Here is a 21,440-nt window from a genome sequence, read left to right as displayed (position 1 = left end):
CGGCCCCAGCTGTTTCAAGCCTGCCAGATGCCTTTGCCCGCCAGCCGCTCGCGGTCATGCGGCTGGTTGAAATCCTGCAGCGGTCCTTTGGGCACGATGCCATTCGGGTTGATGGTCTTGTGGCTCATGTAATAGTGCTTCTGGATGTGCTCCATGTTCACGGTCCCGGCCACGCCCGGCCACTGGTACAGCTCGCGCAGCCAGTTGGACAGGTTCGGGTAGTCGGCCAGGCGACGCAGGTTGCACTTGAAGTGGCCGTGGTACACGGCGTCGAAGCGCACCAGGGTAGTGAACAGACGTACGTCGGCCTCGGTGAGATATTCCCCCGCCAGGTAGCGTTGACGGCCCAACAGGGTCTCGAGGTGATCCAGTTCAGCGAACACCTGATCGAACGCCGCCTCGTAGGCCTCTTGGGTGGTGGCGAAGCCTGCACGGTACACGCCGTTGTTCACCGCCGGGTAGATGCGTTCGTTGAGTGCATCGATGGTCGGGCGAAGCGGCTCGGGGTAGAGGTCCAGCCGGTTGCCTGTCAGCTCATCGAAGGCGCTGTTGAAAATGCGGATGATCTCTGCCGACTCGTTGTTGACGATGCGCTTTTGCTGTTTGTCCCACAGCACCGGTACCGTCACGCGGCCGGTGTAGTGTGGGTCATCCTGGGTATAGCGCTGGTGAAGGTACTGCAGGTCGTCCAGGTGGTCGCCGGTGGAGCCGTGCTGACGATCGAAGGTCCAGCCATGCTCGCCCATCAGCCAACTCACTACAGAGACATCGATCAGCGGTTCCAGGCCCTTGAGGGCACGGAAGATCAAGGTGCGGTGAGCCCAGGGACAGGCCAGGGAGACGTACAAGTGGTAGCGCCCGGCTTCGGCGGCAGGTAGTTGATTACGGCGTTGGGCGTTCTCGCGCTGGAATGCGCCGTCCTTGCTGTTCTGGTACCACTGGTCATGCCAGCGGCCGTCGATTAAAAGGCCCATGGTGAGCTCCTCGGAACATAGTCGTTTGTCGTTGGAGCTCAGTCTAGGCAACTCTGTTCGAATAAATAGCGCAAAGACTGCGGCGATCGGATCGATTTATTCGATGTTTTTACGTTGCGTCCAGTAGTTGCGTGCGGTTTCGAAGGCCTGCTCACGGCTTTGCCCAAGCCCACGCAAGGCCATCGCCATGGTCGCCAGCACTGCCAGTTCGCCATAGCTGTCCTCGGCTTCGCCGCGCCATACCTTCAACAGGTGCTCAGGTTGCAGGGTGGCTGGCTTGACGTGGCGCTGGGCACTCAGCGCCGGCCATTCTTCGTCCCAGGCTGCGCCGGCGGTGGTGCCATAGAGATGGCTGATCACATCGGGGTTGACCTCGATCTCCCCGCCGTCGCCCTTGATCACCACGGCATGGTCGCCCAGTAGACGGCTCGCCTCGCGATGCACAGCCTGGTAACCGGGATGGAAGATGCTTTGCAGGCCGCAGCGTGCGCCCAGCGGATTGAGCACCCGGGCCAGCGAGTGAATCGGCGAGCGCAGCCCCAAGGTGTTGCGCAGATCGATCATGCGCTGCAGTTGCGGGGCCCAGTCCTGCAGCGGTGCGAAGGCCAGGCAGTGCTCTTCCAGGGCCTGGACTACAGCGGGCCAGTCGCGGCACAGGGGGATGTCCAGCAAGTCCAGCAATTGCTCGGTATACAGGCGCCCGGCGGTGTGCGCACCGCCGCCATGCAGGATAATGCGCACACCGTTACCCGCCAGGTATTTGACCGCAAGCAGGTACCAAGGCAGATGGCGCTTCTTGCCGGCGTACGTTGGCCAGTCCAGGTCCACGTTGATGGCAGGGGGCTGCAGGTGAGCGCGTAAGGCCTCGGTAAAGCCGGCGAGCTCCTCGGCGCTTTCCTCCTTGTGCCGCAGCAGCATGAGGAAGGCGCCCAGTTGGGTGTCTTCGACCTTGCCCTCAAGCAGCAGAGTCATGGCCGTGCGGGCCTCCTCACGGGTCAGGCCACGGGCGCCGCGCTTGCCTTTGCCGAGGATACGCACGAATTCAGCGAAGGGATGTTCGGCCGGGGTTTGCAAAGTGAGTGGACGAGCGATGGTCATATGCAGTTGGTTGGCTTGGGCAGGCCCGCCAGCTTGGCAGCGAGTTTGGCGGGAGTGCCGTTGAACAGACGATTGAGGTGCGGACTGTTGCCTTTTTCCGGGCCTAGCTTGAGGGCGGTGTACTTGATCAGCGGGCGGGTGGCCGGTGACAGCTGGAACTCGTCGTAGAACTGGCGCAGCACTTCCAGTACCTCCCAGTGCTCAGGCGTCAGCGCAATATTCTCGCGTGCGGCCAGCGCTTGGGCGACCTCAGGGGACCACGCTTGCAAGTCGGCCAGAAAGCCGTCCTTGTCCAAGGCGATCTGCTGATCGCCGACAGTGAGGTTGCTCATAGCCAGCTGTTGACCTTGTGGTAATGCAGTGACAGTTCGACGAAGGCCGGATAGTCCACAGGCTCGGCTAATGCGCTGTCGATGGCGCGGGCCTGCAGATCCTCGGCGAGGGCGTAAAGGCGGTTACCTAAGGCGGCGGCTTCGAGCTTGCGCCATGGCTCACTGCCGGCGCGCAGGGCATAGACAGCGTCGCCGCACAGCAGCAGAGCATCATCCGTGCCCAGCAGGCGTAGGCAGCTGTCCAGACGATTGTCGCCGAAGGGCGAATGGCTGATTACATGCAAGGTCGTCATCAGAGTGTCACCACCTGGTCGAAACGGGCAATCAGGGCGGTCAGGCCTGCATCATCCAGCACCTCGACCGCCAGCTCCAGCGCGTCACCCGCCAGGCCGCGCTCGGCCAGGCTGTGGCCGCAGGCGAACAGTTCCTCGACACCGAACATCGGCAGCGCCTGGAGATTGGCAGCGAGATTTTTCTGTTGCAGTGCGCCAGGCTGCTGGCCGGGAGCGAGTTGGAATACGCCATCATCGAGAAAGAGCATGCCCAGGGGCAAATCGAAGGCGCCGCCGGCCAGGGCGATATCCAGGGCCTCACGGGCGCTGGGGCCGTTCCAGGGCGCCTGGCGGCTGATGATCAACAGGGATTTGGCCATCTCAATCACCTCCGAAGCAGACCAGGCGGTCGGCCACTTGTGCCGCCTCATGCAACTGGCCGAGGCCCGACAGCTCCCAAGGGGCCGGCAGGTTCACGGCCGGGCGCTGGTAGCGGTTGGCTTCGCTCTCATCCAGCACGCCTCGACGCAGGGCTGCGGCGATGCAGACCACGGCATCCAGCCGATGGCTATCGATGAAGTCGCGCCATTGGGCGGCAACGTCCAGTTCATCTTGGGGGGCAACGATATTGGCCGAGGCGCTGTGTACCCCGTCCTGGTAGAAGAACAGCCGGGCAATCTCGTGCCCAGCGGCCAGCGCTGCCTCGGCGAAACGCAGGGCGCGACGCGAGGAGGGCGCATGGGCCGGGGAAAAAACCGCGATGGCGAATTTCATGGAAAGCTCGTGCAAAGGGATGGGGCCATGATAAAGCAAAAAGCCCGCACCTGTCGGCGCGGGCTTTTTGGGCCAACGCAAGCATGCGTCAGGCTTGGCCCTTGCTCTCTGGCAGGAACCAATTCAGCACCAGGGCGCAGATGCCGCCGGTGGCCACGCCCGATTCCAGCACGTTACGCAACGCCGCTGGCATGTGCGCGAGGAACTCCGGCACTTGTGCCACGCCCAGGCCTAGGGCCAGGGATACCGAGATGATGAGCAGTGCCCGACGGTCCAGGCGGGTGCTGGCCAGGATGTTGATACCCGACGCTGCTACCGCGCCGAACATCACCATGGCTGCGCCACCGAGCACTGGTTCAGGCACTGCCTGGATCACACCGGCAACGCTGGGGAACAGGCCCAGCAGCACCAGCATAAGGGCAATCCACACACCGATATGGCGACTGGCGATGCCGGTCAGCTGAATGACGCCGTTGTTCTGCGCAAAGATAGAGCTGGGGAACGTATTGAACACGCCGGCTAACAGCGAGTTGGCACCGTTGACCAGCACGCCACCCTTGATGCGCTGCATCCACAGCGGGCCTTCGACCGGCTGGCGCGAGACTTTGCTGGTGGCCGTGACGTCACCGATGGCTTCCAGCGAAGTCACCAGATAGATCACCAGCATCGGAATGAACAGGGCCCACGAGAAGCTCAGGCCAAAGTGCAGCGGTATCGGCACTTGGAACAGCGCGGCTTCATGCATGCCGGTGAAGTCCAGGCGGCCGAGGTAGCCGGCCAGGGCATAGCCCACGGCGAGGGCGATGACGATGGCGCAGCTGCGCATCCACACCACGGGAATGCGGTTGAGGATCACGATGATCGCCAGCACAACGCCCGACAGCAGCAGGTTCTCGCCGTTGGCGAAAGTGCCGTTACCCATGGCGGTGAAGCCGCCTCCCATGCTGATCAGGCCCACCTTGATCAGCGTAAGACCGATCATCAGCACCACGATGCCGGTCACCAGAGGGGTGATCAGGCGTTTGACGAACGGGAGGATGCGTGACACGCCCATCTCCACGAAAGAGCCGGCGATCACCACACCGAAAATTGCAGCCATCACGCTCTCTACCGGGGTGCCCTGCTTGACCATCAGCGCACCGCCTGCGATCAGCGGTCCGACGAAGTTGAAGCTGGTGCCCTGCACGATCAACAGCCCAGCGCCGAACGGCCCGAAGCGCTTGCACTGGACGAAGGTCGCGATACCGGAAATCACCAGCGACATGGAGACGATCAGGTTGGTATCACGCGGGGAAACCCCCAAAGCCTGGCAGATCAGCAGGCCAGGAGTGACGATCGGGACGATGATCGCCAGCAGGTGCTGAAGTGCAGCCAGCAGGCCGATCAACGGCCTTGGCTTGTCCTCTAGACCGAGGACCAGTTCATTGGCAGGCGCCGTCGCGCCCGGCCCGTGTTCGATGGAACTCATGGGAAGCTGCCCAGGATGAAAAAAGGAGCGCATTCTACGGGGCAAGACTGGATTGGGGTAGGGGGAAATGCGTGAAGGCGGCCGTACCTGAGGCCTGACAGGTTATAGCAGGATAACGCGTTGTCCATGTATTCGCAGGGCACTAGGCTGGCTGGCCCCGCGGTGGGGTGTGCAGGAACTCGAAAGTCACCCATAAAAAAGCCCGCCGAAGCGGGCTCTTTCTAGTAGCAGGGCTATCAGTCGTCACGGCCCATGATGCCGAACAGCTGCAACAGGCTGACGAACAAGTTGTAGATCGATACATACAGGCTGATGGTCGCCATGATGTAGTTGCGCTCACCACCGTGGATGATCGCACTCGTCTGGAACAGGATGCAGACCGACGAGAACAGCACGAAGCCCGCGCTGATCGCCAGTTGCAGGCCGCTGATCTGGAAGAAGAAGCTGGCCACGACAGCGCCCAGCAGCACGAAGAAGCCAGCGGTGATGAAGCCGCTGAGGAAGCTCATGTCCTTACGGGTGACCAGCACGTAGGCCGACAGACCACCGAATACGAGGGCGGTCATCGCGAAGGCCGAGCTCACCACTTCGGCGCCGCCGCTCATGCCCAGATAACGGTTGAGGATCGGGCCGAGGATGAAACCCATGAAGCCGGTGAGTGCGAAGGTGGAGACCAGACCCCAGACCGAATCACGCAGCTTGGCGGTGAGGAAGAACAGACCGTAGAAACCGATCAGTACCACGAACACGTTCGGGTAACCGACTCGCATCTGTTGGGCCACGAATGCCATGACGCCGCTGAAGGCGAGGGTGAGCGCCAGCAGACTGTATGTGTTGCGCAGGACGCGGCTGACTTCCTGCTGCTCGGCCTGCTGGCCGTGGTGGACGGCATAATCCTGTTCGCGCATGGCGACACTCCTGTGGTGTGAATCTGTGGTTTCGAAACGAATGGTTGCAATGAGGATACCAGAGCAGCTGCAAGCCGCGACACAGAGAGTTTGACAGCTTGTTTCATTACGGTATGATTGCGGCCGCAAAATTGATCCTGGAAGCGTGGCCGAGTGGTTTAAGGCAACGGTCTTGAAAACCGTCGATGGGCAACTATCCTAGAGTTCGAATCTCTACGCTTCCGCCACATTCAAAGCCCTGATTATTCAGGGCTTTTTGCATTCCTAGGGTAGGCAAATCATTGCTGAGCCCATGCCGCAGTCATCCCCTGAAGGCCCCGGACCAGGGTCGGCACCTCGAATCCTTGACCGACCCAGCATGACGCTCGGCCACGATGGCCTAGCGCTCGTGTGCAGTCGTGAAGATCAGACTGTTTTCGAAATTTTCCGCAACGATGAGTCCTTGGTTCGAGGTCATGCTGTTCGAGCGTGATGCGCCGCTTGAGTTGGTGGATTGTGCCCGCTAATTGCTTGGGTAGATCGTGCCGTATATTCAAGAACGAGTGCCATTCGTTGTATAGAACGAGGTGATTTCGTTTCTATAGCGAATTGAAATAGATGAGCTTTTTTACGCGCCAAACACCAACGGAGGGTGTAGGCTCGAAAATCGAACCGCAGTAATTATTTCAAAAAAGGGGCAGTGTGGGTCCGAACCTATCCATTTCAGTGGGGTGGCCGGAGATTTCACATGAACAGTTCCATAACGCCTAGAACGCTGGCGCATGGCGCGCTGCTGTCGGTCCTTGCGGGTTTCTTCGTTGTTGGCTGTACACACGATCCTGATATCCGCATGGGGCACGACAATTCCTCGGGCTACACGGGGAAAAACCCATCGGCTTACTTAAGTTGTGTGAAGAGTGAGCTCCCGGCAAGCGCGAAGACGTATACGCAAGAGCATCAGGACGTGCTCGCGCTATATGTCGACAGTACCGACCCGAACCAGGCAACTGGCCTTGTCGAAGTCAAGGGTTCAGGGCAGGAGCATCAATATCTGGCATACCAGCGAGATGCCTGGTACGACCAAGGCCGTTTGCTCGATGCGGCGCTGATGTGTTCTAGAGCCAGTCTCTGAATATCCTCCCCCTCATCAAGCCCAGCCTGAGCTGGGCTTTTTGTATCGCCGTTGCGCAGCGTCAGGGCAACGGCTTTCTCTGAACGAAGAACTTGATGACTGCGGCACGTATGCCTTCGACGCCGAGCAGTCCGATCACGCCGCCAAAGAAGGGTGCGGTTTCGCTTGGCACGCCGATCAGCGAAAGGCCGTGACTTGCAGCGAGTGCGAGGGCGCCGCACAAGGGGGCTTCGATCAGCATTCGTCGCAGCGAGCCGCCCCCATAAATTACGCGTAACGCTGCGATGATTAAGGCCAATAGGCCTGCGTACAGCCCTGGCCAGTTATCTTGAAGCCAGCGTTCGAGCCAGGCCCAGGCCTCAGGTCGATCAATCATGATTGCACACTTCCTCATGGCCATTCGGTTGTGGCTGGTCTGGGCAATCAAGACCGGCAATGTTTTTCGTGAAGCTACAGGCAGGGCGGGGCATGGAGGTGTCCTTTTAACGGCGCGATATCGCCTTGATGTCGGCATGGTCTGCAGCGGCTCGAAAATCGACAATCCGCAGATGTTCTAGGACTGGCGCTTCATGGCGCGCTTCATGTCTTTCCGTTTGTGTACATCGACGGCACACTCTGCGTTCGTTTGCCCTCAGATGAGCCAACCATGATCGATATTCACAATGTGACCGCCTTCCAGCAGCAGACCCGCGTGCTCGATGGGTTTTCCCTGCACATCGGCGAAGGCGAGAAAGTCGCCATTCTGGGCCCCAACGGTGCCGGCAAGAGCACGTTGCTCAAGCTGATCACCCGAGAGCTCTACCCGGTGGAGCGCGAAGGCAGCCACTTGCGCCTGTTCGGGAGCGAGACGGTCAATCTGTGGGCGCTGCGAAGCCGCATCGGCTTCATCTCTCAAGACCTGCAGGATGATTACACACCCTATACCCAGGCCCTGGATGTGGTGGTTTCCGGTTTCTTTGGTGCCATTGGCGCCCATGGCCATCTGCAGCCGAGCGATGAGCAGCGCGAGCGGGCGCGTCAGTTGCTATCAGTCGTCGAGATGGCCGAATACGAGCAGACCATGTTCCAGCGGCTGTCCACCGGCCAGCGACGCAGGCTTCTGTTGGCACGGGCGTTGGTCCATCAGCCGCGAGCGCTGATTCTCGACGAGCCGGCCAATGGCTTGGACATGGGCGCCAGCCTGGGCATGCTCAACCTGTTGCGGCGCTTCTGCGGTGAAGACCATGCGATGATCATTACCACTCACCATATCGACGAAATCATTCCCGAGATCGAGCGTGTGGTGTTGCTCGAGAAGGGACGCATCATCGCCGATGGTCCCAAGGCCGAAGTGCTGACCAGCGAACGCTTGTCCGCCCTCTACCAGACGCAGCTGCGCATCACCGAACAGGATGGCTGGTACCGCTGCTGGCATGCGTGAGCTCCACTGGCCTGTCTTACCCGCGCCCTTTGTAGCCACCTCTGGCATTTTCCCGAAGGGCGGGGCTTCCCCTGACCGATCTCTGCACCCAATAACCGGATAACCGGTCATTGACTCTCCAGTGTGGAAAACTAATCTCATGACGTGGGAAAAATTCCCACAAAATAAAAGCGCTGACTGGCATAGAAGGGAACGTGCACGAGTTACTGCACCTTCATCACCAAGGAGCGGCCGCTGGTTGGCTGGTTGCCCGCAAGGCAGCTGGAGTTCATTGGTTGTTGCGTTCGATTTGAGTACGGAAATGCAACTCTGAAGCGGAGATTCGTCATGCTGCTCAAAAAATGCTTGTTGGCGCTGGCCATCGGTGGCGTCCTTTCGGCATCGCTGGCATTGGTGCCTGACTCGATTAGTGATTTCTCCAGCGCATACGCCAAGGATGGCGGCGGAGGTGGCGGTCATGGTGGCGGCGGTGGTGGCCACGGCGGTGGTGGTGGTGGTGGTGGTGGTGGTGGTGGTGGTGGCGGTGGCCATGGCGGAGGTGGTGGCGGTCATGGCGGCGGTGGCCATGGCGGAGGTGGTGGCGGTCATGGCGGCGGTGGCCACGGTGGCGGCGGAGGCGGTCATGGTGGCGGCAGCGGTGGGGGCCATGGTGGTAGTGGTGGTGGCCACGGTGGCTCAGGTCACGGGGGCGATGGAGGCCATAGCGGTAACAGTGGCCATGGCAATTCGGGGCGTGGCAGCGATGACGGTGGTACCCATGGTGTCGGCCACGGTGCCGATGATGGTGCCAACCACGACGCTGGCGGGCCTCATGGTGTCGGCCATGGCGCAGATGATGGTCCTAACCACGACGTGGGCGACGATCACGGTGTAGGCCGCGGCGCCGATGATGGCCCCGATCATGATGTTGGTGATGATCGTGGTGGTGCCTGACCGCTGAACCTCGGAAGCCGAAACCCGGAGCGATCCGGGTTTCGCATCGACGAGGCGGGTCCTGAACGGTTGTGATGTGCAGGGCAAGGTGCTCGAATGTACCGCCCATGAGCACCGTGCGCTCCCCCTTGGTTAAGGAAGCTTTGCAATGCATCTGCCCACTCTACCGCCCTCCCTGTTACCGGCATTGCGCTCTGTGATGCGGCCATTGGTGCGGTTGATGCTGAGAAAGGGAGTGACCTTCAGTAGCTTCGTCAACCTGCTCAAGGAGGTCTTCGTAGAGGTTGCTGAGCGCGAGTTCCGTCTCGATGGAAAACCGCCCAGCGACAGTCGGATCAGTCTGCTGACAGGGGTTCACCGCAAGGACGTCCGGCGCTTGCGGTCCCAGGTCCTGGAGGACGAGGCCAGCCTGCCGGAAGCAGTATCTTTTGGCGCGCATCTGGTGAGTATCTGGCTGAACCACGAGCCATTCTGTGAACAACCCGGCGAACCTCGGGCATTGCCGCGTTTGGCCAGTGTGGGCGGCGAACGGTCATTCGATGCCTTGGTCGCGTCGCTGAGCACGGATATCCGCGCCCGTGTCGTGCTGGATGAGTGGCTCCGCCTAGGGGTCGTGAGCGTCGATGAAGACGATCAGGTCCATTTGCAGACCCGAGCATTCATCCCTCAGCGCGGCTTAGAGGAAAAGATCGCCTATTTTCGGCACAACTTGCATGACCATGCCTGCGCCGCTGTACATAACCTGACCGATGCAGGCGAGCCGTTCTTCGAGCGCAGCGTGCACTACGACAGCTTGTCCCAGGCGGGTGTCCAGCAGCTCAGAGACGCCGTGCGTACCGATGGCATGCAGCTCCTGCTCACGCTCAACCAGCTGGCCGCCGAGCTCGAGGAGCGCGAACAGCCGCCGGCTGAGGTCCGTCAGCGCATCACCGTCGGCCTTTATTTCTACGCCGAACCCAGCCCGCCCGAGGCCGCGTCCGCGACCAAGGCCAGTAAGCCATGAACATGACGTCGCACCTGCTGAGCTCGCTCGCAGCGCTGTGCTGCGCGCTTACCCTGTCGGCGCCGCTGAGTGCCGCGCCTGCCTGCCTCGAGCCGGGTGGCAGCGGCGGTACAGGCATGATGGCGCCGGGCGGCGTCGGTGGGACAGGCGCGCCTGACAATGGAGGCGTCGGTGGGACCGGTGCGCGTCCGGGCGGTGGCGGCATCGGGGGTACCGGTGCGTCGCAGGACGAAGGTGGTGTGGGCGGCACGGGCATCGTCGGCACCATCACAGGATTCGGTTCGATCTGCGTCAATGGCGTGGAGGTTCATTTCGACAACAAAGTGGCACTCAGCGAGAACGGCCAGCCTGCCAGCAGTCAACGATTGGCGATCGGCCAGGTGGTGGCCGTCGAGGCCCAGCCGTCCCGTCGGGGTCTGGAAGCGCGCAGCATCGCCATACTCAATGCCTATGAAGGGCCGGTGACTGGGCTTGCATCCGGCGATACGCCGATGCGCGTCATGGGCCAACCGGTGCGGGTGGCGGCAGGTGCCCGGGTAGCGCCGGGCCTGCGCATTGGCGAGCCGGTGCGTGTCAGCGGCATGCGCAATGCGCAGGGCGAGGTGGTGGCCAGCCGCGTAGATCGAGCGCCGGGTCTGGTCCAGGTCAGTGCCATCGGTGATATCGGCAAACCGGGCGACTTGCATGGCCTGGCCTTGAATAAGGTGTTGCCACCCACGGGTGAGGTACTGGTGCGCGGCGCCTGGAACGGTCAACAACTGAATGTGGCGCAAACCCTCCGGGATCCAAGCTTCCCCTTCGCTGGACGAGTGCGTAACGCCTTGGTCGAAGGGCTGGTACGTGGACAGCAGGGTAATCGCATCGAAGTCGGTGGTTTCACAGCCAATGTCGACCGCGCCACCGAGGGACGGGTCGAGACGCTTGCCATCGGTCAACGCGTCCGCGTCAGCGGTGTGTTCGACACTGGGCGCATCATTCACGCGCAGCGAGTGGAGGTGGTGCATGAACATCACGGCGACAGTCACTGGCATGGCGTGCAGCCCCGTCAGTCTCAGGGGGGCGAGTCCGATGGGCCTCGGGAAGTCGAATCGGGAACGTCTACAGCCGTCGAATCCGCAAAGCAAGCTGGCCGTGGCTCCAGCCATGAACAGGGGCACACCCGCGAGCGCATCGAGAGTGGCGCAGCCCGAGAAAAGGTGGAGCGCACAGACGTATCTGAGTCGGGGGGCGTAGAGCGTCGAGAACGCATCGAAACGCGCGAATCCGGTGATCGGGTGGAAACGCGCGAGCGCATTGAGGTCTTCGAAAATGGCGTGCGTGTTGAGCGGATCGAACGGATTGAGAAGATCGAGCGTTCGGACCGGCCAGACAAGCCTGACCGCATCGAGAAGATCGAGCGCATCGAGAAAGTCGAGCGTCCTGAGAGGGTAGAGCGGCCGGACAAAGTCGAACGCCCTGAGAAGGTCGAGCGTCCGGAAAAAGTCGAGCGGCCCGAGAAGGTCGAGCGCCCTGAGCGCCCTGAAAAAGTGGAACGGCCTGAGAAGCTCGAGCGCTCTGAACATTCTGGTTCTCATTAGGCTCGGTTTGCCTGCGCCCGGCTATGCTTCAAAGCATCCAGACCAGGCTGTACCGCACCTGATGTAATGTCCTGATCGCAACGAGGTAGGCATGATTTCGATGCGTGGGTTGTTTCCCTGCCTGATGGCCCTGGCCTGGCCAGCCCTGGCCGATGAAGTGACCTTGTCTACGGGGATGGATTACTCGCGGGGGGACTACGGCACGGCGGCCACCAGCGAGACCTGGTATGTCCCGGTCATTGGCAAGTACGAAACCGGTCCGATGATCTACAAGATGACCATTCCCTATCTACGCATCACCAATCCTGCGGTAGGGCCGGGTGGTGAACCGCTGGCGGGTGACGACTGTGGCCGCGTCGAGAGCGGGCTCGGCGATACGGTGGCCAGTGCCGATTATGCACTGCTCGATGGCCGCGACGGCGGTAATCTGCTTGTGGATCTGGTTGGAAAGATAAAGCTGCCTACCGCCGATGAAGACCATTGCCTGGGCACCGGCAAGACCGATTATTCAGCCCAGGTGGATCTGGTTCGGGCATTCGGTGCGGTGAATGGCTTCGCCACATTGGGTTGGAAGAAGTTCGGCGATCCGGCCGGCTCGGATTTCCATGATCCGGTTTTCACTTCCATCGGCCTGCTCAGCCGAATCGCAACAGCCACATCGATAGGGGCGGTGTACGACTGGCGACAGAAAGTGTCATCAGACGGCGATGAGATCCAGGAGCTCACCCTGTTTCTGACCCAAAAACTCAGCGAGGGTTGGAAGGTCCAGCTGTATGCGCTGAAAGGCTTTTCCGACGCGAGCCCTGATTCAGGCGGCGGGCTGCTGCTCAACCATTCGTTTTGACCCCGCACCGGTGCGATTGCCTCAGAGCTGCCTGCCGCCTGGCCCGCGAAACCAGGCGGTTTTGGCATCAGGTGTTACTGCAGGGTAGGGGTGTCCGGTATCTCGCGCAGTGTCGCCTCTATGCCGGCGATGGTTCTGGCGAGCTTGTCGGCTTCCTGGTCGCGGCCTTGGGATTTGAGCAGGTCACGCTGTTGGCGCAGGTTGAGAAGCGTCTTCTGCAGGGCCAGGGCGGAGGTTCGATAGGGGTCCATGTCGCTCTCGTGCATTCCATGCTGGGTTAGGAGGCCGCGACCGTATCAGCTCGTTCAAACAGGTGAAACTGATGTTTCATACAGCAGCGGCCAAGCTCGTAGTCTGGAAGCTACTAGCACATAGGAACCCTCCTACAGGAAAGGTGGTAGGAGTGTTTCAGGTGATGTACCGCCTACGGCCTAGCACTCAATGTTCATGGGGGTTGCACGGGCTCCAGTCCGCTCAGTGTCGCGCTCAGGCGCGCATGGCCAGTGTCGATCCACTGAAAAGTTATGTTGCAAATGGGGCTCGAAATCACGCGTCGCGCATGGCCTGTTGCTCCAGAGATCGCGTGGCCACGGCTGCCGTCGATCCCGGTTCTGAGCGCTGGACGCAGAGCAGGTGAAAGCCTGCCGCGCTGGGTAGCTGCTTCATTGGGCAGAACTTACGGGTGAATGCTGGCATTCCTCATTCGGTGTGCGCACAGACTTGCGCTAGCATGTCGTTCCGTTTTTGTATTTCGGATATTGCCCCCATGAGTACCCCGCATTTGCGCCAGGCCACGTCCAAGGATGTGGATCGTTGCTATCAGATCGAGATCAGCGCCTACGAAGGTGACGAGGCCGCCACCCGCGAGAAGATCGCCACGCGCATCGCTCAGTACCCGGAAGGGTTCCTGGTGCTGGAACTCGAGGGGGTGGTGATCGGGTTCATCAACAGTGGTTGTGCCTTTGACGTGGTGATGTCCGACGAGTCCTTCAAGGAATTGGTCGGCCATGACGCCCAGGCGCCGAATGTAGTGATCATGTCGGTAGTGGTCGATCCTGCCTTTCAGGGGCGAGGGTTCGCTGGCCTGCTCATGAGCCATTTCGTCGATCAGATGCGTCAGCGCGGCAAGGCCACCATCCACTTGATGTGCAAGGACCGCCACGTGGGGCTGTACGAAAAAATGGGCTACCGCTATGTGCAGCCTTCGGCCTCCGACCATGGCGGGATGGCTTGGCACGAGATGGTCATGGCTTTGTGACGTTTGCTCTGCGACTGGGTCTGCGGCCCCATCTGATATGCTTTTTTTCCACGAACCTGAATCTGTAACCGTATCAGCCTGGATCAGACAATACCCATCAAGCCCAGCCTTCCGAACCGGCGTGCGCTGGGCAAGCTGCGCTGCTCTGCAACAGCACCGGCCAGCCTCGCCGTTTCGCCATTATCTATAGAGGTTCCGATGGGCAAGCTCGCACTTTTCCTGGGTGGATTCCTGTTGCTGACAATCCTGGTCGGCCTGTTAGGCACCATTCCGCCAAGCTGATACGTTCGTGCCGGCCCGCCGCCTCAATAGGCGGGCTTGTTCTCTTGGGCATGGCCCGCTTCCAGACGCTGCAGGGCGATGCCCTGCGGCGTTGTCGTGCGTACGATAAGTCATTCTCGGCGTTGAGAAATCTGTCCACAAAAAACGTGGGTAGGTCTGTGGATAAATCGCTGCAACCCAAGCCGGCGGCGGGCTCTGTTAAATTGAACAGAATTTGAGCAGCGCTGTCGGTAAGGGACTATGCGCATGCGTACGCTCACTGACCTAGTGCTGAGGATAGGCGCGGCGCACCCATTGCAATAGCTCGCGCACCCGCACGGGCAGTTCCCCTGCGGGATACAGCGCATGCATCTGCGGATCCTGGCCGCTGCTCGAGGTCAGGCGGTAGTCGGTGCAGACGCGAACCAGGCGCCCGGCATGCACCATTGGCTCGGCCACCCAATCAGCCAGGCGGGCGATTCCCGCACCGGCTAACGCGCTTTGCAGGATCGCCCCCCCAGCACTCAGACGCAGCCGCGGATGTGGGCGCAGGCTGCTGATCTGCCCATCGCGATAGAAGTGCCAGGCCTTGAGCACGCGCGGCGCGGTATGCAGGATCAGGGCGTGCCCATGCAATGCCTCAGGATGCTCGGGCATGCCGTGGCGGGCCAGGTAATCGGGGCTGGCGTACAGGTAGCGCCGATAGGACCAAAGGGGATAACCGATCAGCTCGCTGGACTGCGGAAAGGCGCCCCGGATGACGAAGTCGAACTTGCCCTGCAGCGGATCGAGGGCCTGGTCGCTGAACTGCACGTCCAGGGTGACCTGCGGATATTGCTGGGAGAATGAAGCGAGCACCGCGGGCAATAGCTGTTGGCCGAGCAGCTCGGGCGCGGCGAAGCGAATCCAGCCTTGGGATGAGCCGCTCAGCGCCGCCAGCTCGTCGACGGCATCCCGTTGCACATCCAGCAAGCGCTCGGCATGGGGTAGCAGGCGTTCACCGGCCTCGGTGAGGGTCACGGTACTGGCGCTACGATTGAGCAGCTTGGCCCCGGCATTGTCTTCCAGCGCCTGCACGGCGCGGGTGACGGCGCTTGGCGAGCGCCCCAGGGCACGGGCGGCGGCAACGAAGCTGCGCTTGTGGGCGACGGTGACGAAGGCCTGGATTTCTCGCAACATGTCCAATGCCATGGACGCTCCTGATTGCAGTTTTCGCAACGTCGCATTTCAACATAAGCGCCACCATTTGGTTAGCCTTGGGGCTCTGCTTTTCGTTCCGGAACCTGCCCCATGATGGATATCGCGCTGCTTTCGTTGTTCGCCTTCGCTGCCGGGCTGATCGATGCCGCTGTTGGCGGTGGCGGGTTGATCCAGATTCCGGCGCTGTTCAACGTACTGCCGAACGCGCAACCGGCCGCGCTGCTGGGCAGCAACAAACTGGCCTCGGTCTGTGGCACCTCGTTCGCGGCTCGTTCGTTCCTGCGCAAGGTGCATCTGGACTGGGGCCTGATCGTGCCAGCCGCTGCCAGTGCCTTCGTCATGTCGTTCGCCGGCGCCGCCACGGTTTCGCTGGTGCCACCCAGCGTGATGCGCCCGGCGGTGCTGGTGCTGATCGTGCTGATGGCCATCTACACCTTCTGCAAGAAGGACTTCGGCACCCTGCACAAACCCGCCCGGATCGGTCGCAAGGAGCAGTGCCTGGCGGTGCTGATCGGTGGCGCGATCGGCTTCTACGATGGTCTGTTCGGGCCGGGCACCGGAAGCTTTCTGATCTTCCTGTTCATTCGCTTCTTCGCCTTGGATTTTCTCCATGCCTCGGCGTCAGCCAAGCTTGTGAACATCGCCACCAACCTGGCCGCACTGGTGTTTTTCATCCCATCTGGAAATGTACTTTGGGCCATCGCATTGCCGATGGCGGCCTTCAACATTCTGGGGGCGCTGACGGGCACTTGGCTTGCGGTGCGCAAGGGGGCGGGGTTCGTTCGCGGACTGTTCCTGGTGCTGTTGTGCGTGCTGATTGCCAAGTTGTCCTGGGACTTGCTGGCGGTTTGAGTCAGACGACCTGGCGCTGCGCCTCGGCCTGTACGATGCGATTGCGGCCCGCGGCCTTGGCACGGTAGAGCGCCTGGTCAGCCTGTGCCAGCAAGCTGTCGAGGTTGGGCGCCAACTGCTGGGCGCGGCAACCCGCCAGGCCGATGCTGACGGTGATCTGCAGGCGGCGGTCGAGCACCACCACGCGCAAGTCCTGCACGGCGCGACGCAGACGCTCGGCAGTGAATGTGGCCTGCTCCGGCGCAAGCCCTGCAACGATGATCACGAACTCTTCGCCCCCGAGGCGGGCGAACAGCTCGCCTTCGTGCAATTGGTCCTGAATGGTATGGGAGAACTGACGCAGCACCTGGTCGCCTACGGCATGGCCGTATTGGTCGTTGATGTTCTTGAAGTGATCGATATCCAGCATCATCAAGGTCAGGGGCATCGCTTGGGCATGCTGCTGACGGCTCTCGAGCAGGGCGTTGGCACGACGGGTGAAGGCGCTGCGGGTCAGGGCGCCGGTGAGATGGTCGATGGTGGCTTGGTGCGCCAGGCGTGCCAGCAGACTGCGGTTGGCATTGCTGACGCAGGCCACCACCAGCGGACCGAGCACGAGCATGGCGATGCCCAGGCGCGCCGACATCAGTGTGTTCACCCCAGGCATGCTCTGCGGGAGACTGAAATGCATGAGGCTCAGCGCCACGGCGACGATCAGCGTAGTGCCGGTGGTGAAGGTCAGCAGCGACACCATGAATGACGAGTATGTCCAGGCGCACCACAACAAGGCGGCGATGGGGAAGGCGATGGCGCCTGGCCCGCCGAAAGCGATGCTCAGTGCCAGGGAGCCTAGCAGGATCAGCAGCGGCATCAGACGAATCGCCTGGCCACCGCCTCGAGCCAAGGAGCGTAGGTTCGGTGCGGTGAGTAGCATCGGCAACACCAGCACATTGGTCGAGAACTGTTCGCTGAACCAGGCCAGCCAAGTGGCCTTGAGCGATTCCTGGAACCAAGGAGCGGCCACTACACACGCCATGCTCGCCGCGACGACGGCTCCGGCGGCGCTGGCGCCGAATACACGCAGCACGCCTTCCGGCGTGCGCATGCGGCGATGCACCCGCGGCAAATGCGACAACACCCGCCAGAGGGTGATGATCACCCCCAGATTGCATAGGTTGAACCACAACGCAGGCTTCCAGGCGCTGCCGGTGGCGAGGTCGGCGGTGACCATGGCCAGCCAGACCAGGCCGAACCCTGCGAAGGTGGCCTGCCGTGGATAGCGCAGCAGCACGCCGGCAAGCACCGCATTGACGGGCCAGAACAGCGACAGGGATTCGATCGGTCGGGCCAGGATACCGCCCAGCGTCAGGGCGAGGGACAAGCCGAACAAGGCAAGAAGCGGAAGCAGGCGCGACGGGGCTGGGAACACCATGGGCTCGACCGGCTAGCGGAGACGGAATCCAGGAAAACGCCTGTAAGCACCTGGGGTAATGAGGCGTCAGTGTGTTTCCTGAATGGAGGGATGTCAATTAGCTGGTGTCTGGGCGGCTTTCTATGTGGCAGCGGCCATTTTCGTCGACTTATTGACGCCGGCTACAGTCCAAAAAACCACGGCACCATGAAAACAGCCACCAGCATCACCACCATCGTGAACGGCACCCCAACCTTGACGAAGTCGCCGAAGCGGTATTGGCCTGGCCCCAAGACCAGTGTGTTGACCGGCGAGGACACTGGCGTCATGAACGCCGCCGAGGCCGCCAGGGCGACGGTCATGGCGAACGGGTAGGGCGACATGCCTAGCTGCTGTGCAGTGCTGATAGCAACCGGTGCCATCAGCACCGCCGTGGCGGTATTGGAAATGAACAAACCGATCAGCGCGGTGACGGCGAACAGGCAGCCGAGGATAGCGTAAGGCCCCGCATCACCGAGCAGGCTGACCAGGCCGCTCACCGCCAGGTCGATGCCACCCGTTTTCTGCAGGGCCAGGGCGAAGGGCAGCATGCCCACGATCAGCACCAGGCTTTGCCAATGGATGGCGCGATAAGCGCCGTCCATGTCGATGCAGCGTCCGGCACCCATCAGCACGCAACCGATCAGCGCGGCAACGACGTTGGGCACCATGCCGCTGACCAACAAGCCGACCATCACCATCAGGCTGATCAGTGCAAAGGGGGCTCGGGTCCGGGCCGGAGCCACTTGATCGATTTCCGCAGGCAGGCTCAAGACCAGAAAGTCCTTGGGCTGGCTTTGCAGCTGGCGTATGGCCTTCCAAGGACCGACCACCAGCAGGGTGTCGCCCAGGCGCAGTTTCTCTTCCACCAGTTGCTCATCAATGGCGGTCTGCTCACGGCGCAGGCCGACGACATTCAGCCCAAAGCGGCTACGGAAGGCCAGCTCCAGGATGCTCTTGCCGAGCAATTGCGACCCGGGCGGCAGGGAAACTTCGGCCATGCCCAGGTCCTGGGACTGGTCGATGAAATAGGCAGCCTTGAAGTGCAAGGGCTCAAGTTGCATGGTCTGGCACAGGCTGCGCAAGTCATCGCGATTGGCGAACAGGTCGAGTAGCAGCACGTCACCTTGGTGCAGCACCGTGCTCGAATCGGCGACCATCACCCGGGTGGTGAACTTGTGCTGGCGCTCGATGCCGATCACGTTGGCGCCGTGGCGGGTGCGCAGCTCCAGCTCGCCCAAGGTGTGCCCGATCAGCGGAGAGTGAGCGCGGATGCGCAGACGGCGCTCGCGGCCGTTGAGTTTGTAGTCGAGCACCAGGTCAAGGAGGGTGCGGCGGGTTTCCACCCGGCCATCCTTGCGCACCTCGCCATTGAGCCAGCGGCGGGCGAACAGCATGTAGCCGATGCCGAGCACCAGCACCACCAAGCCGAACGGGGTGAAACTGAAGAAACTGAAACCCGCGCTGCCATGACGCACCAGTTCGCTGTGCACGACCACGTTGGGCGGTGTGGCCACCAGGCTGAGCATGCCACTGATCAGGCCGGCGAAGCTCAGCGGCATCATCAGCCGACTGGGCGACAGGCTAAGGCGCGCAGCGATGCTCAGCACCACGGGGATGAAGATCGCCACCACTCCCGTCGAACTCATGACCGAGCCCAGGCCGGCCACTGCAATCATCAGCAATACCAGCAGGCGTGCCTCGCTGTTGCCGGCCCGTTCGCTCATCCATTCACCGATGCGGTAGGCGATGCCTGTGCGTACCAGGCCTTCGCCGATCACGAACAGCGCTGCGATCAGCACCACGTTGGGGTCGCTGAAGCCTGCCAGCGCCTGCTCGATGGTGAGGATTCCCGAAAGCGGCAGGGCCAGGATCACTAGCAGGGCGACCACATCCATGCGCGGGCGGTTGATGACGAAAAGTGTGACGACGATGGCCAGCAGGCAGAGGACCCAGAGCAGCTCATGGTTCATGGGGAGGGGGTGTTCCTTCACTCAAGGGGCACGGTAGAGAGTAGCGCCGAGTGTGGCACCGTGCAGTGAAGGTGGTGTTGATATGTTGCAATGTTTGTTGACAAGAAGGGGCTGCAAGCAGCCCCTCAGGTGTAGCGGCAATCAGTGGCGGTGACGACGGTGATGCCTGTGGCCGCCGTCGTTGTCACCCATGTGATTGCCCAACGCGCCACCTGCTGCGCCACCCAGGCCCGCGCCAATGGTCGAACCGGTGGAACCGCCGACCGCGCGGCCCAGGATCGAGCCGCCCGCCGAACCCAGGCCACCGCCAATAGCGGCTTCGGTACGATTGCCCTTGCGTGCGCCAACCGCACTGCCGGCAGCGCCGCCCAGGCCTGCGCCGATGGCGGCACCGGTACCGCCGCCGATCTGTTGGCCAACAATGTTACCAAGGGCGCCACCCAGGCCGCCGCCGATGGCAGCGGTGCCGTCGCCGGCAAATGCGCCCTGGCAGAGCAGCAGGCCGAGGGCAAGGGAAGGCAGAGTCAGACGCATGATGTGAACCTCAAACGAATCATCAGGGTAAGGTGCCGCGGCACGGGCGGCGGGTCAGGGGAAAAAAGGCGTTGCAGTATCAGTCGTCGTCATCGTCGTCGCGGTCGCGATAACGGTGGTAGCGATCACGGCGGTCGCGGTCTCGATAGCGATAGCCGTCATCATCACGGTCACGGTAGTAGCGATGGTCCCGGTCACGATCCCGCCAGCCATCATCATCGTCGTGGTAGTGGTGGTAGCAGCCACTGAGGGTGAGCACGGTGGCAATCAACGCAAAACTCGCAATGCGCTTCATCACGATATAGGTCCTTGATCCGCAAAGATTTACGGGGTACCTCCTGAGACCGGAAGCGCTCGATTTGGTTTCTTGGGCGCGCAAAAATCTGCCGCTCCAGCGATGAGTGGCATGTCGGACGTATTTTGATCCGGCCGCGCTTGGCGGCCGGCCTGTCCGCGCCTTGCTAGTTCGAGGCGGGCTCGATGGCGAGAATCACCCCATTGGTGGTCTGCACCAGTACGTAGTGGTCAGCCAGGCGTACCCAGTGACTTTCCTTTTCCGGAGGCTGCAGGCCCTTGGCCTGCCAATCGTGGATAACCAAGTCGTCGCGCTTGTACTGATCCGGGGCTTTATCGCCCACTTTAAGTTCGCGTTGGCTGTGCGGGGCGGTGACGCTCTGTTCGTTCGTGTCCGCTGCTGAGGCGGCCAGGGGGAGGGCGACAGTGAAAGCTAGGACATAGAGCAATGGCTTCATGGGGGCTCCTTGAAAACAGGACATGCCCTATCTGCGACCCTCGCCTGCGCGGGATAATTCATTTGCCGTCACTGCAATGCTAGAGTCGCGTTCTTTTTTGTCTCGAGGATGGAAAAATGCGAGCACTCGTGCCGATGGTCGCCGCTCTGGTGTTGGTCGGTTGCGCCTCAGCCACCATGGAAGCTGCACGTGGCAACGCGCCGACCGCGCAACTCGACTCGCACAAGGCGCCGGAGATCGTCGCCCAATGCATTCAGTTCAGCTGGCAGGAAGAAGCGGCGTTCGGGGTCGATGCCAGCGGTTATCTGGAGCCACGCAAGCAAGGTGGTTTCACGGTCTATACCCGCGAAGCCGAGTCGTTCGCCGATATCTATCCGCAATCTGGCGGCACTCGTGTGGATTACTACGCGCAGAACAACGACACCATGGCCCTGCGCCGCCGCGCCGCGGCAGCGACCTGCCTATGA

26 protein-coding genes and 1 tRNA gene are annotated in these 21,440 nt (G+C 61.6%); 11 read left to right on the top strand and 16 right to left on the bottom strand.

The window, feature by feature from the left end:
- Positions 1-14: 14 nt before the first annotated feature.
- The 8 genes from J5X93_RS16895 to J5X93_RS16860 form a co-directional block, all read right to left on the bottom strand.
- Positions 15-974 carry a glutathione S-transferase family protein gene (locus J5X93_RS16895; protein ID WP_090344510.1) on the bottom strand — a complete coding sequence of 320 codons (960 nt, stop codon included), beginning with the start codon at positions 972-974 and terminating at the stop codon, positions 15-17.
- A 96-nt stretch (positions 975-1,070) separates the two neighbouring features.
- Positions 1,071-2,072 (bottom strand): glycosyl transferase family protein, encoded by a 1,002-nt coding sequence (locus tag J5X93_RS16890; RefSeq protein WP_182942727.1) that lies wholly within the window; start codon positions 2,070-2,072, stop codon positions 1,071-1,073.
- Positions 2,069-2,404 (bottom strand): TusE/DsrC/DsvC family sulfur relay protein, encoded by a 336-nt coding sequence (locus tag J5X93_RS16885; RefSeq protein ID WP_043212258.1) that lies wholly within the window; start codon positions 2,402-2,404, stop codon positions 2,069-2,071. Before J5X93_RS16885 ends, J5X93_RS16890 begins: the two co-directional genes overlap by 4 nt.
- Positions 2,401-2,697 (bottom strand): sulfurtransferase complex subunit TusB, encoded by a 297-nt coding sequence (gene tusB / locus J5X93_RS16880; protein WP_043212260.1) that lies wholly within the window; start codon positions 2,695-2,697, stop codon positions 2,401-2,403. The genes J5X93_RS16885 and tusB overlap by 4 nt, the downstream gene beginning before the upstream one ends.
- On the bottom strand, positions 2,697-3,056 hold the full coding sequence (gene tusC / locus J5X93_RS16875) for a sulfurtransferase complex subunit TusC (protein WP_043212262.1): 360 nt from the start codon (positions 3,054-3,056) through the stop codon (positions 2,697-2,699). The genes tusB and tusC overlap by 1 nt, the downstream gene beginning before the upstream one ends.
- Position 3,057: 1 nt before the next feature.
- Positions 3,058-3,450, bottom strand: coding sequence for a sulfurtransferase complex subunit TusD (tusD, locus tag J5X93_RS16870; RefSeq protein ID WP_043212264.1), 393 nt, complete (start codon positions 3,448-3,450; stop codon positions 3,058-3,060).
- Positions 3,451-3,538: 88 nt separating this feature from the next.
- Positions 3,539-4,918, bottom strand: a complete 1,380-nt coding sequence (locus tag J5X93_RS16865; protein WP_182942729.1) for a nucleobase:cation symporter-2 family protein — start codon at positions 4,916-4,918, stop codon at positions 3,539-3,541.
- A gap of 236 nt (positions 4,919-5,154) precedes the next feature.
- Positions 5,155-5,826 carry a Bax inhibitor-1/YccA family protein gene (locus tag J5X93_RS16860; RefSeq protein ID WP_043212266.1) on the bottom strand — a complete coding sequence of 224 codons (672 nt, stop codon included), beginning with the start codon at positions 5,824-5,826 and terminating at the stop codon, positions 5,155-5,157.
- A gap of 139 nt (positions 5,827-5,965) precedes the next feature.
- Here J5X93_RS16860 and J5X93_RS16855 point away from each other — a divergent pair.
- Together J5X93_RS16855 and J5X93_RS16850 are read left to right on the top strand one after the other, a co-directional pair.
- Positions 5,966-6,053, top strand: a tRNA-Ser gene (locus J5X93_RS16855).
- A gap of 500 nt (positions 6,054-6,553) precedes the next feature.
- Complete coding sequence (locus J5X93_RS16850) at positions 6,554-6,937, top strand: hypothetical protein (RefSeq protein WP_043212267.1); 384 nt, start codon at positions 6,554-6,556, stop codon at positions 6,935-6,937.
- Between the two features lie 61 nt (positions 6,938-6,998).
- Here the strand turns inward: J5X93_RS16850 and J5X93_RS16845 are convergent, their stop codons facing one another.
- A complete protein-coding gene (locus J5X93_RS16845) occupies positions 6,999-7,313 on the bottom strand; it encodes a phage holin, lambda family (RefSeq protein WP_102082249.1) in 315 nt (104 codons plus the stop codon).
- On the opposite strand from J5X93_RS16845, the gene J5X93_RS16840 reads away from it, so the two are divergent.
- The 6 genes from J5X93_RS16840 (at position 7,312) to J5X93_RS16815 (ending at position 12,714) form a co-directional block, all read left to right on the top strand.
- Entirely contained in the window at positions 7,312-7,494 is a 183-nt protein-coding gene (locus J5X93_RS16840) for a hypothetical protein (protein WP_080642114.1), read from the top strand. The genes J5X93_RS16845 and J5X93_RS16840 overlap by 2 nt on opposite strands.
- Positions 7,495-7,583: 89 nt before the next feature.
- Positions 7,584-8,357, top strand: a complete 774-nt coding sequence (locus J5X93_RS16835; RefSeq protein ID WP_090344520.1) for an ABC transporter ATP-binding protein — start codon at positions 7,584-7,586, stop codon at positions 8,355-8,357.
- 457 nt (positions 8,358-8,814) lie between these two features.
- On the top strand, positions 8,815-9,231 hold the full coding sequence (locus J5X93_RS16830; RefSeq protein WP_502942707.1) for a hypothetical protein: 417 nt from the start codon (positions 8,815-8,817) through the stop codon (positions 9,229-9,231).
- Between the two features lie 207 nt (positions 9,232-9,438).
- Positions 9,439-10,293, top strand: a complete 855-nt coding sequence (locus J5X93_RS16825; protein WP_182942731.1) for a DUF6502 family protein — start codon at positions 9,439-9,441, stop codon at positions 10,291-10,293.
- On the top strand, positions 10,290-11,870 hold the full coding sequence (locus J5X93_RS16820; protein WP_331370907.1) for a DUF5666 domain-containing protein: 1,581 nt from the start codon (positions 10,290-10,292) through the stop codon (positions 11,868-11,870). Before J5X93_RS16825 ends, J5X93_RS16820 begins: the two co-directional genes overlap by 4 nt.
- 91 nt (positions 11,871-11,961) lie before the next feature.
- Positions 11,962-12,714: a hypothetical protein gene (locus J5X93_RS16815; protein ID WP_182942733.1), complete on the top strand. Its 753-nt coding sequence runs from the start codon at positions 11,962-11,964 to the stop codon at positions 12,712-12,714.
- 74 nt (positions 12,715-12,788) lie between these two features.
- On the opposite strand, the gene J5X93_RS16810 is transcribed toward J5X93_RS16815, so the two are convergent.
- Positions 12,789-12,965, bottom strand: coding sequence for a hypothetical protein (locus tag J5X93_RS16810; RefSeq protein ID WP_167358086.1), 177 nt, complete (start codon positions 12,963-12,965; stop codon positions 12,789-12,791).
- Positions 12,966-13,480: 515 nt separating this feature from the next.
- On the opposite strand from J5X93_RS16810, the gene J5X93_RS16805 reads away from it, so the two are divergent.
- On the top strand, positions 13,481-13,972 hold the full coding sequence (locus J5X93_RS16805) for a GNAT family N-acetyltransferase (RefSeq protein ID WP_043211682.1): 492 nt from the start codon (positions 13,481-13,483) through the stop codon (positions 13,970-13,972).
- Positions 13,973-14,518: 546 nt separating this feature from the next.
- Here J5X93_RS16805 and J5X93_RS16800 read toward each other — a convergent pair.
- Positions 14,519-15,424: a LysR family transcriptional regulator gene (locus tag J5X93_RS16800; protein ID WP_090344534.1), complete on the bottom strand. Its 906-nt coding sequence runs from the start codon at positions 15,422-15,424 to the stop codon at positions 14,519-14,521.
- 99 nt (positions 15,425-15,523) lie between these two features.
- Here J5X93_RS16800 and J5X93_RS16795 point away from each other — a divergent pair, with 99 nt between their 5' ends.
- A complete protein-coding gene (locus J5X93_RS16795; RefSeq protein ID WP_090344535.1) occupies positions 15,524-16,285 on the top strand; it encodes a sulfite exporter TauE/SafE family protein in 762 nt (253 codons plus the stop codon).
- Between the two features lies 1 nt (position 16,286).
- Here J5X93_RS16795 and J5X93_RS16790 read toward each other — a convergent pair whose 3' ends face one another.
- The 5 genes from J5X93_RS16790 to J5X93_RS16770 all read right to left on the bottom strand — a co-directional run bounded on the left by J5X93_RS16790 (position 16,287) and on the right by J5X93_RS16770 (position 20,973).
- Positions 16,287-17,696 (bottom strand): GGDEF domain-containing protein, encoded by a 1,410-nt coding sequence (locus J5X93_RS16790; RefSeq protein WP_182942735.1) that lies wholly within the window; start codon positions 17,694-17,696, stop codon positions 16,287-16,289.
- Positions 17,697-17,857: 161 nt separating this feature from the next.
- Entirely contained in the window at positions 17,858-19,687 is a 1,830-nt protein-coding gene (locus J5X93_RS16785; RefSeq protein ID WP_182942737.1) for an SLC13 family permease, read from the bottom strand.
- 141 nt (positions 19,688-19,828) lie between these two features.
- Positions 19,829-20,221 (bottom strand): glycine zipper domain-containing protein, encoded by a 393-nt coding sequence (locus tag J5X93_RS16780; protein WP_043211693.1) that lies wholly within the window; start codon positions 20,219-20,221, stop codon positions 19,829-19,831.
- Positions 20,222-20,300: 79 nt separating this feature from the next.
- Positions 20,301-20,519 carry a hypothetical protein gene (locus tag J5X93_RS16775; RefSeq protein WP_232092072.1) on the bottom strand — a complete coding sequence of 73 codons (219 nt, stop codon included), beginning with the start codon at positions 20,517-20,519 and terminating at the stop codon, positions 20,301-20,303.
- A 163-nt stretch (positions 20,520-20,682) separates the two neighbouring features.
- On the bottom strand, positions 20,683-20,973 hold the full coding sequence (locus tag J5X93_RS16770) for an RcnB family protein (RefSeq protein WP_043211697.1): 291 nt from the start codon (positions 20,971-20,973) through the stop codon (positions 20,683-20,685).
- A 116-nt stretch (positions 20,974-21,089) separates the two neighbouring features.
- Between J5X93_RS16770 and J5X93_RS16765 the strand changes: the two genes are divergently transcribed.
- Positions 21,090-21,440, top strand: a complete 351-nt coding sequence (locus J5X93_RS16765) for a hypothetical protein (RefSeq protein WP_090344543.1) — start codon at positions 21,090-21,092, stop codon at positions 21,438-21,440.

The sequence above is a fragment of the Pseudomonas sp. BYT-1 genome (assembly GCF_023611805.1).
Taxonomy (GTDB): Bacteria; Pseudomonadota; Gammaproteobacteria; order Pseudomonadales; family Pseudomonadaceae; genus Aquipseudomonas; species Aquipseudomonas guariconensis.
Note: the sequence above shows the minus strand (reverse complement) of the source record. Positions and strands in the feature narration are given on the sequence as shown.

What these genes read in the sequence shown, in the direction of transcription:
- J5X93_RS16810 (WP_167358086.1), bottom strand. Translation starts at nt 12,965, where the DNA reads ATGGACCCCTATCGAACCTCCGCCCTGGCCCTGCAGAAGACGCTTCTC.
- J5X93_RS16840 (WP_080642114.1), top strand. Translation starts at nt 7,312, where the DNA reads ATGATTGCACACTTCCTCATGGCCATTCGGTTGTGGCTGGTCTGGGCA.
- J5X93_RS16835 (WP_090344520.1), top strand. Translation starts at nt 7,584, where the DNA reads ATGATCGATATTCACAATGTGACCGCCTTCCAGCAGCAGACCCGCGTG.
- J5X93_RS16825 (WP_182942731.1), top strand. Translation starts at nt 9,439, where the DNA reads ATGCATCTGCCCACTCTACCGCCCTCCCTGTTACCGGCATTGCGCTCT.
- J5X93_RS16865 (WP_182942729.1), bottom strand. Translation starts at nt 4,918, where the DNA reads ATGAGTTCCATCGAACACGGGCCGGGCGCGACGGCGCCTGCCAATGAA.
- J5X93_RS16780 (WP_043211693.1), bottom strand. Translation starts at nt 20,221, where the DNA reads ATGCGTCTGACTCTGCCTTCCCTTGCCCTCGGCCTGCTGCTCTGCCAG.
- J5X93_RS16795 (WP_090344535.1), top strand. Translation starts at nt 15,524, where the DNA reads ATGATGGATATCGCGCTGCTTTCGTTGTTCGCCTTCGCTGCCGGGCTG.
- J5X93_RS16800 (WP_090344534.1), bottom strand. Translation starts at nt 15,424, where the DNA reads ATGGCATTGGACATGTTGCGAGAAATCCAGGCCTTCGTCACCGTCGCC.
- J5X93_RS16845 (WP_102082249.1), bottom strand. Translation starts at nt 7,313, where the DNA reads ATGATTGATCGACCTGAGGCCTGGGCCTGGCTCGAACGCTGGCTTCAA.
- J5X93_RS16885 (WP_043212258.1), bottom strand. Translation starts at nt 2,404, where the DNA reads ATGAGCAACCTCACTGTCGGCGATCAGCAGATCGCCTTGGACAAGGAC.
- J5X93_RS16770 (WP_043211697.1), bottom strand. Translation starts at nt 20,973, where the DNA reads ATGAAGCCATTGCTCTATGTCCTAGCTTTCACTGTCGCCCTCCCCCTG.
- J5X93_RS16895 (WP_090344510.1), bottom strand. Translation starts at nt 974, where the DNA reads ATGGGCCTTTTAATCGACGGCCGCTGGCATGACCAGTGGTACCAGAAC.
- J5X93_RS16765 (WP_090344543.1), top strand. Translation starts at nt 21,090, where the DNA reads ATGCGAGCACTCGTGCCGATGGTCGCCGCTCTGGTGTTGGTCGGTTGC.
- J5X93_RS16890 (WP_182942727.1), bottom strand. Translation starts at nt 2,072, where the DNA reads ATGACCATCGCTCGTCCACTCACTTTGCAAACCCCGGCCGAACATCCC.
- J5X93_RS16785 (WP_182942737.1), bottom strand. Translation starts at nt 19,687, where the DNA reads ATGAACCATGAGCTGCTCTGGGTCCTCTGCCTGCTGGCCATCGTCGTC.
- J5X93_RS16805 (WP_043211682.1), top strand. Translation starts at nt 13,481, where the DNA reads ATGAGTACCCCGCATTTGCGCCAGGCCACGTCCAAGGATGTGGATCGT.
- J5X93_RS16850 (WP_043212267.1), top strand. Translation starts at nt 6,554, where the DNA reads ATGAACAGTTCCATAACGCCTAGAACGCTGGCGCATGGCGCGCTGCTG.
- tusD (WP_043212264.1), bottom strand. Translation starts at nt 3,450, where the DNA reads ATGAAATTCGCCATCGCGGTTTTTTCCCCGGCCCATGCGCCCTCCTCG.
- J5X93_RS16830 (WP_502942707.1), top strand. Translation starts at nt 8,815, where the DNA reads ATGGTGGCGGCGGTGGTGGCCACGGCGGTGGTGGTGGTGGTGGTGGTG.
- tusC (WP_043212262.1), bottom strand. Translation starts at nt 3,056, where the DNA reads ATGGCCAAATCCCTGTTGATCATCAGCCGCCAGGCGCCCTGGAACGGC.
- tusB (WP_043212260.1), bottom strand. Translation starts at nt 2,697, where the DNA reads ATGACGACCTTGCATGTAATCAGCCATTCGCCCTTCGGCGACAATCGT.
- J5X93_RS16790 (WP_182942735.1), bottom strand. Translation starts at nt 17,696, where the DNA reads ATGGTGTTCCCAGCCCCGTCGCGCCTGCTTCCGCTTCTTGCCTTGTTC.
- J5X93_RS16815 (WP_182942733.1), top strand. Translation starts at nt 11,962, where the DNA reads ATGATTTCGATGCGTGGGTTGTTTCCCTGCCTGATGGCCCTGGCCTGG.
- J5X93_RS16820 (WP_331370907.1), top strand. Translation starts at nt 10,290, where the DNA reads ATGAACATGACGTCGCACCTGCTGAGCTCGCTCGCAGCGCTGTGCTGC.
- J5X93_RS16860 (WP_043212266.1), bottom strand. Translation starts at nt 5,826, where the DNA reads ATGCGCGAACAGGATTATGCCGTCCACCACGGCCAGCAGGCCGAGCAG.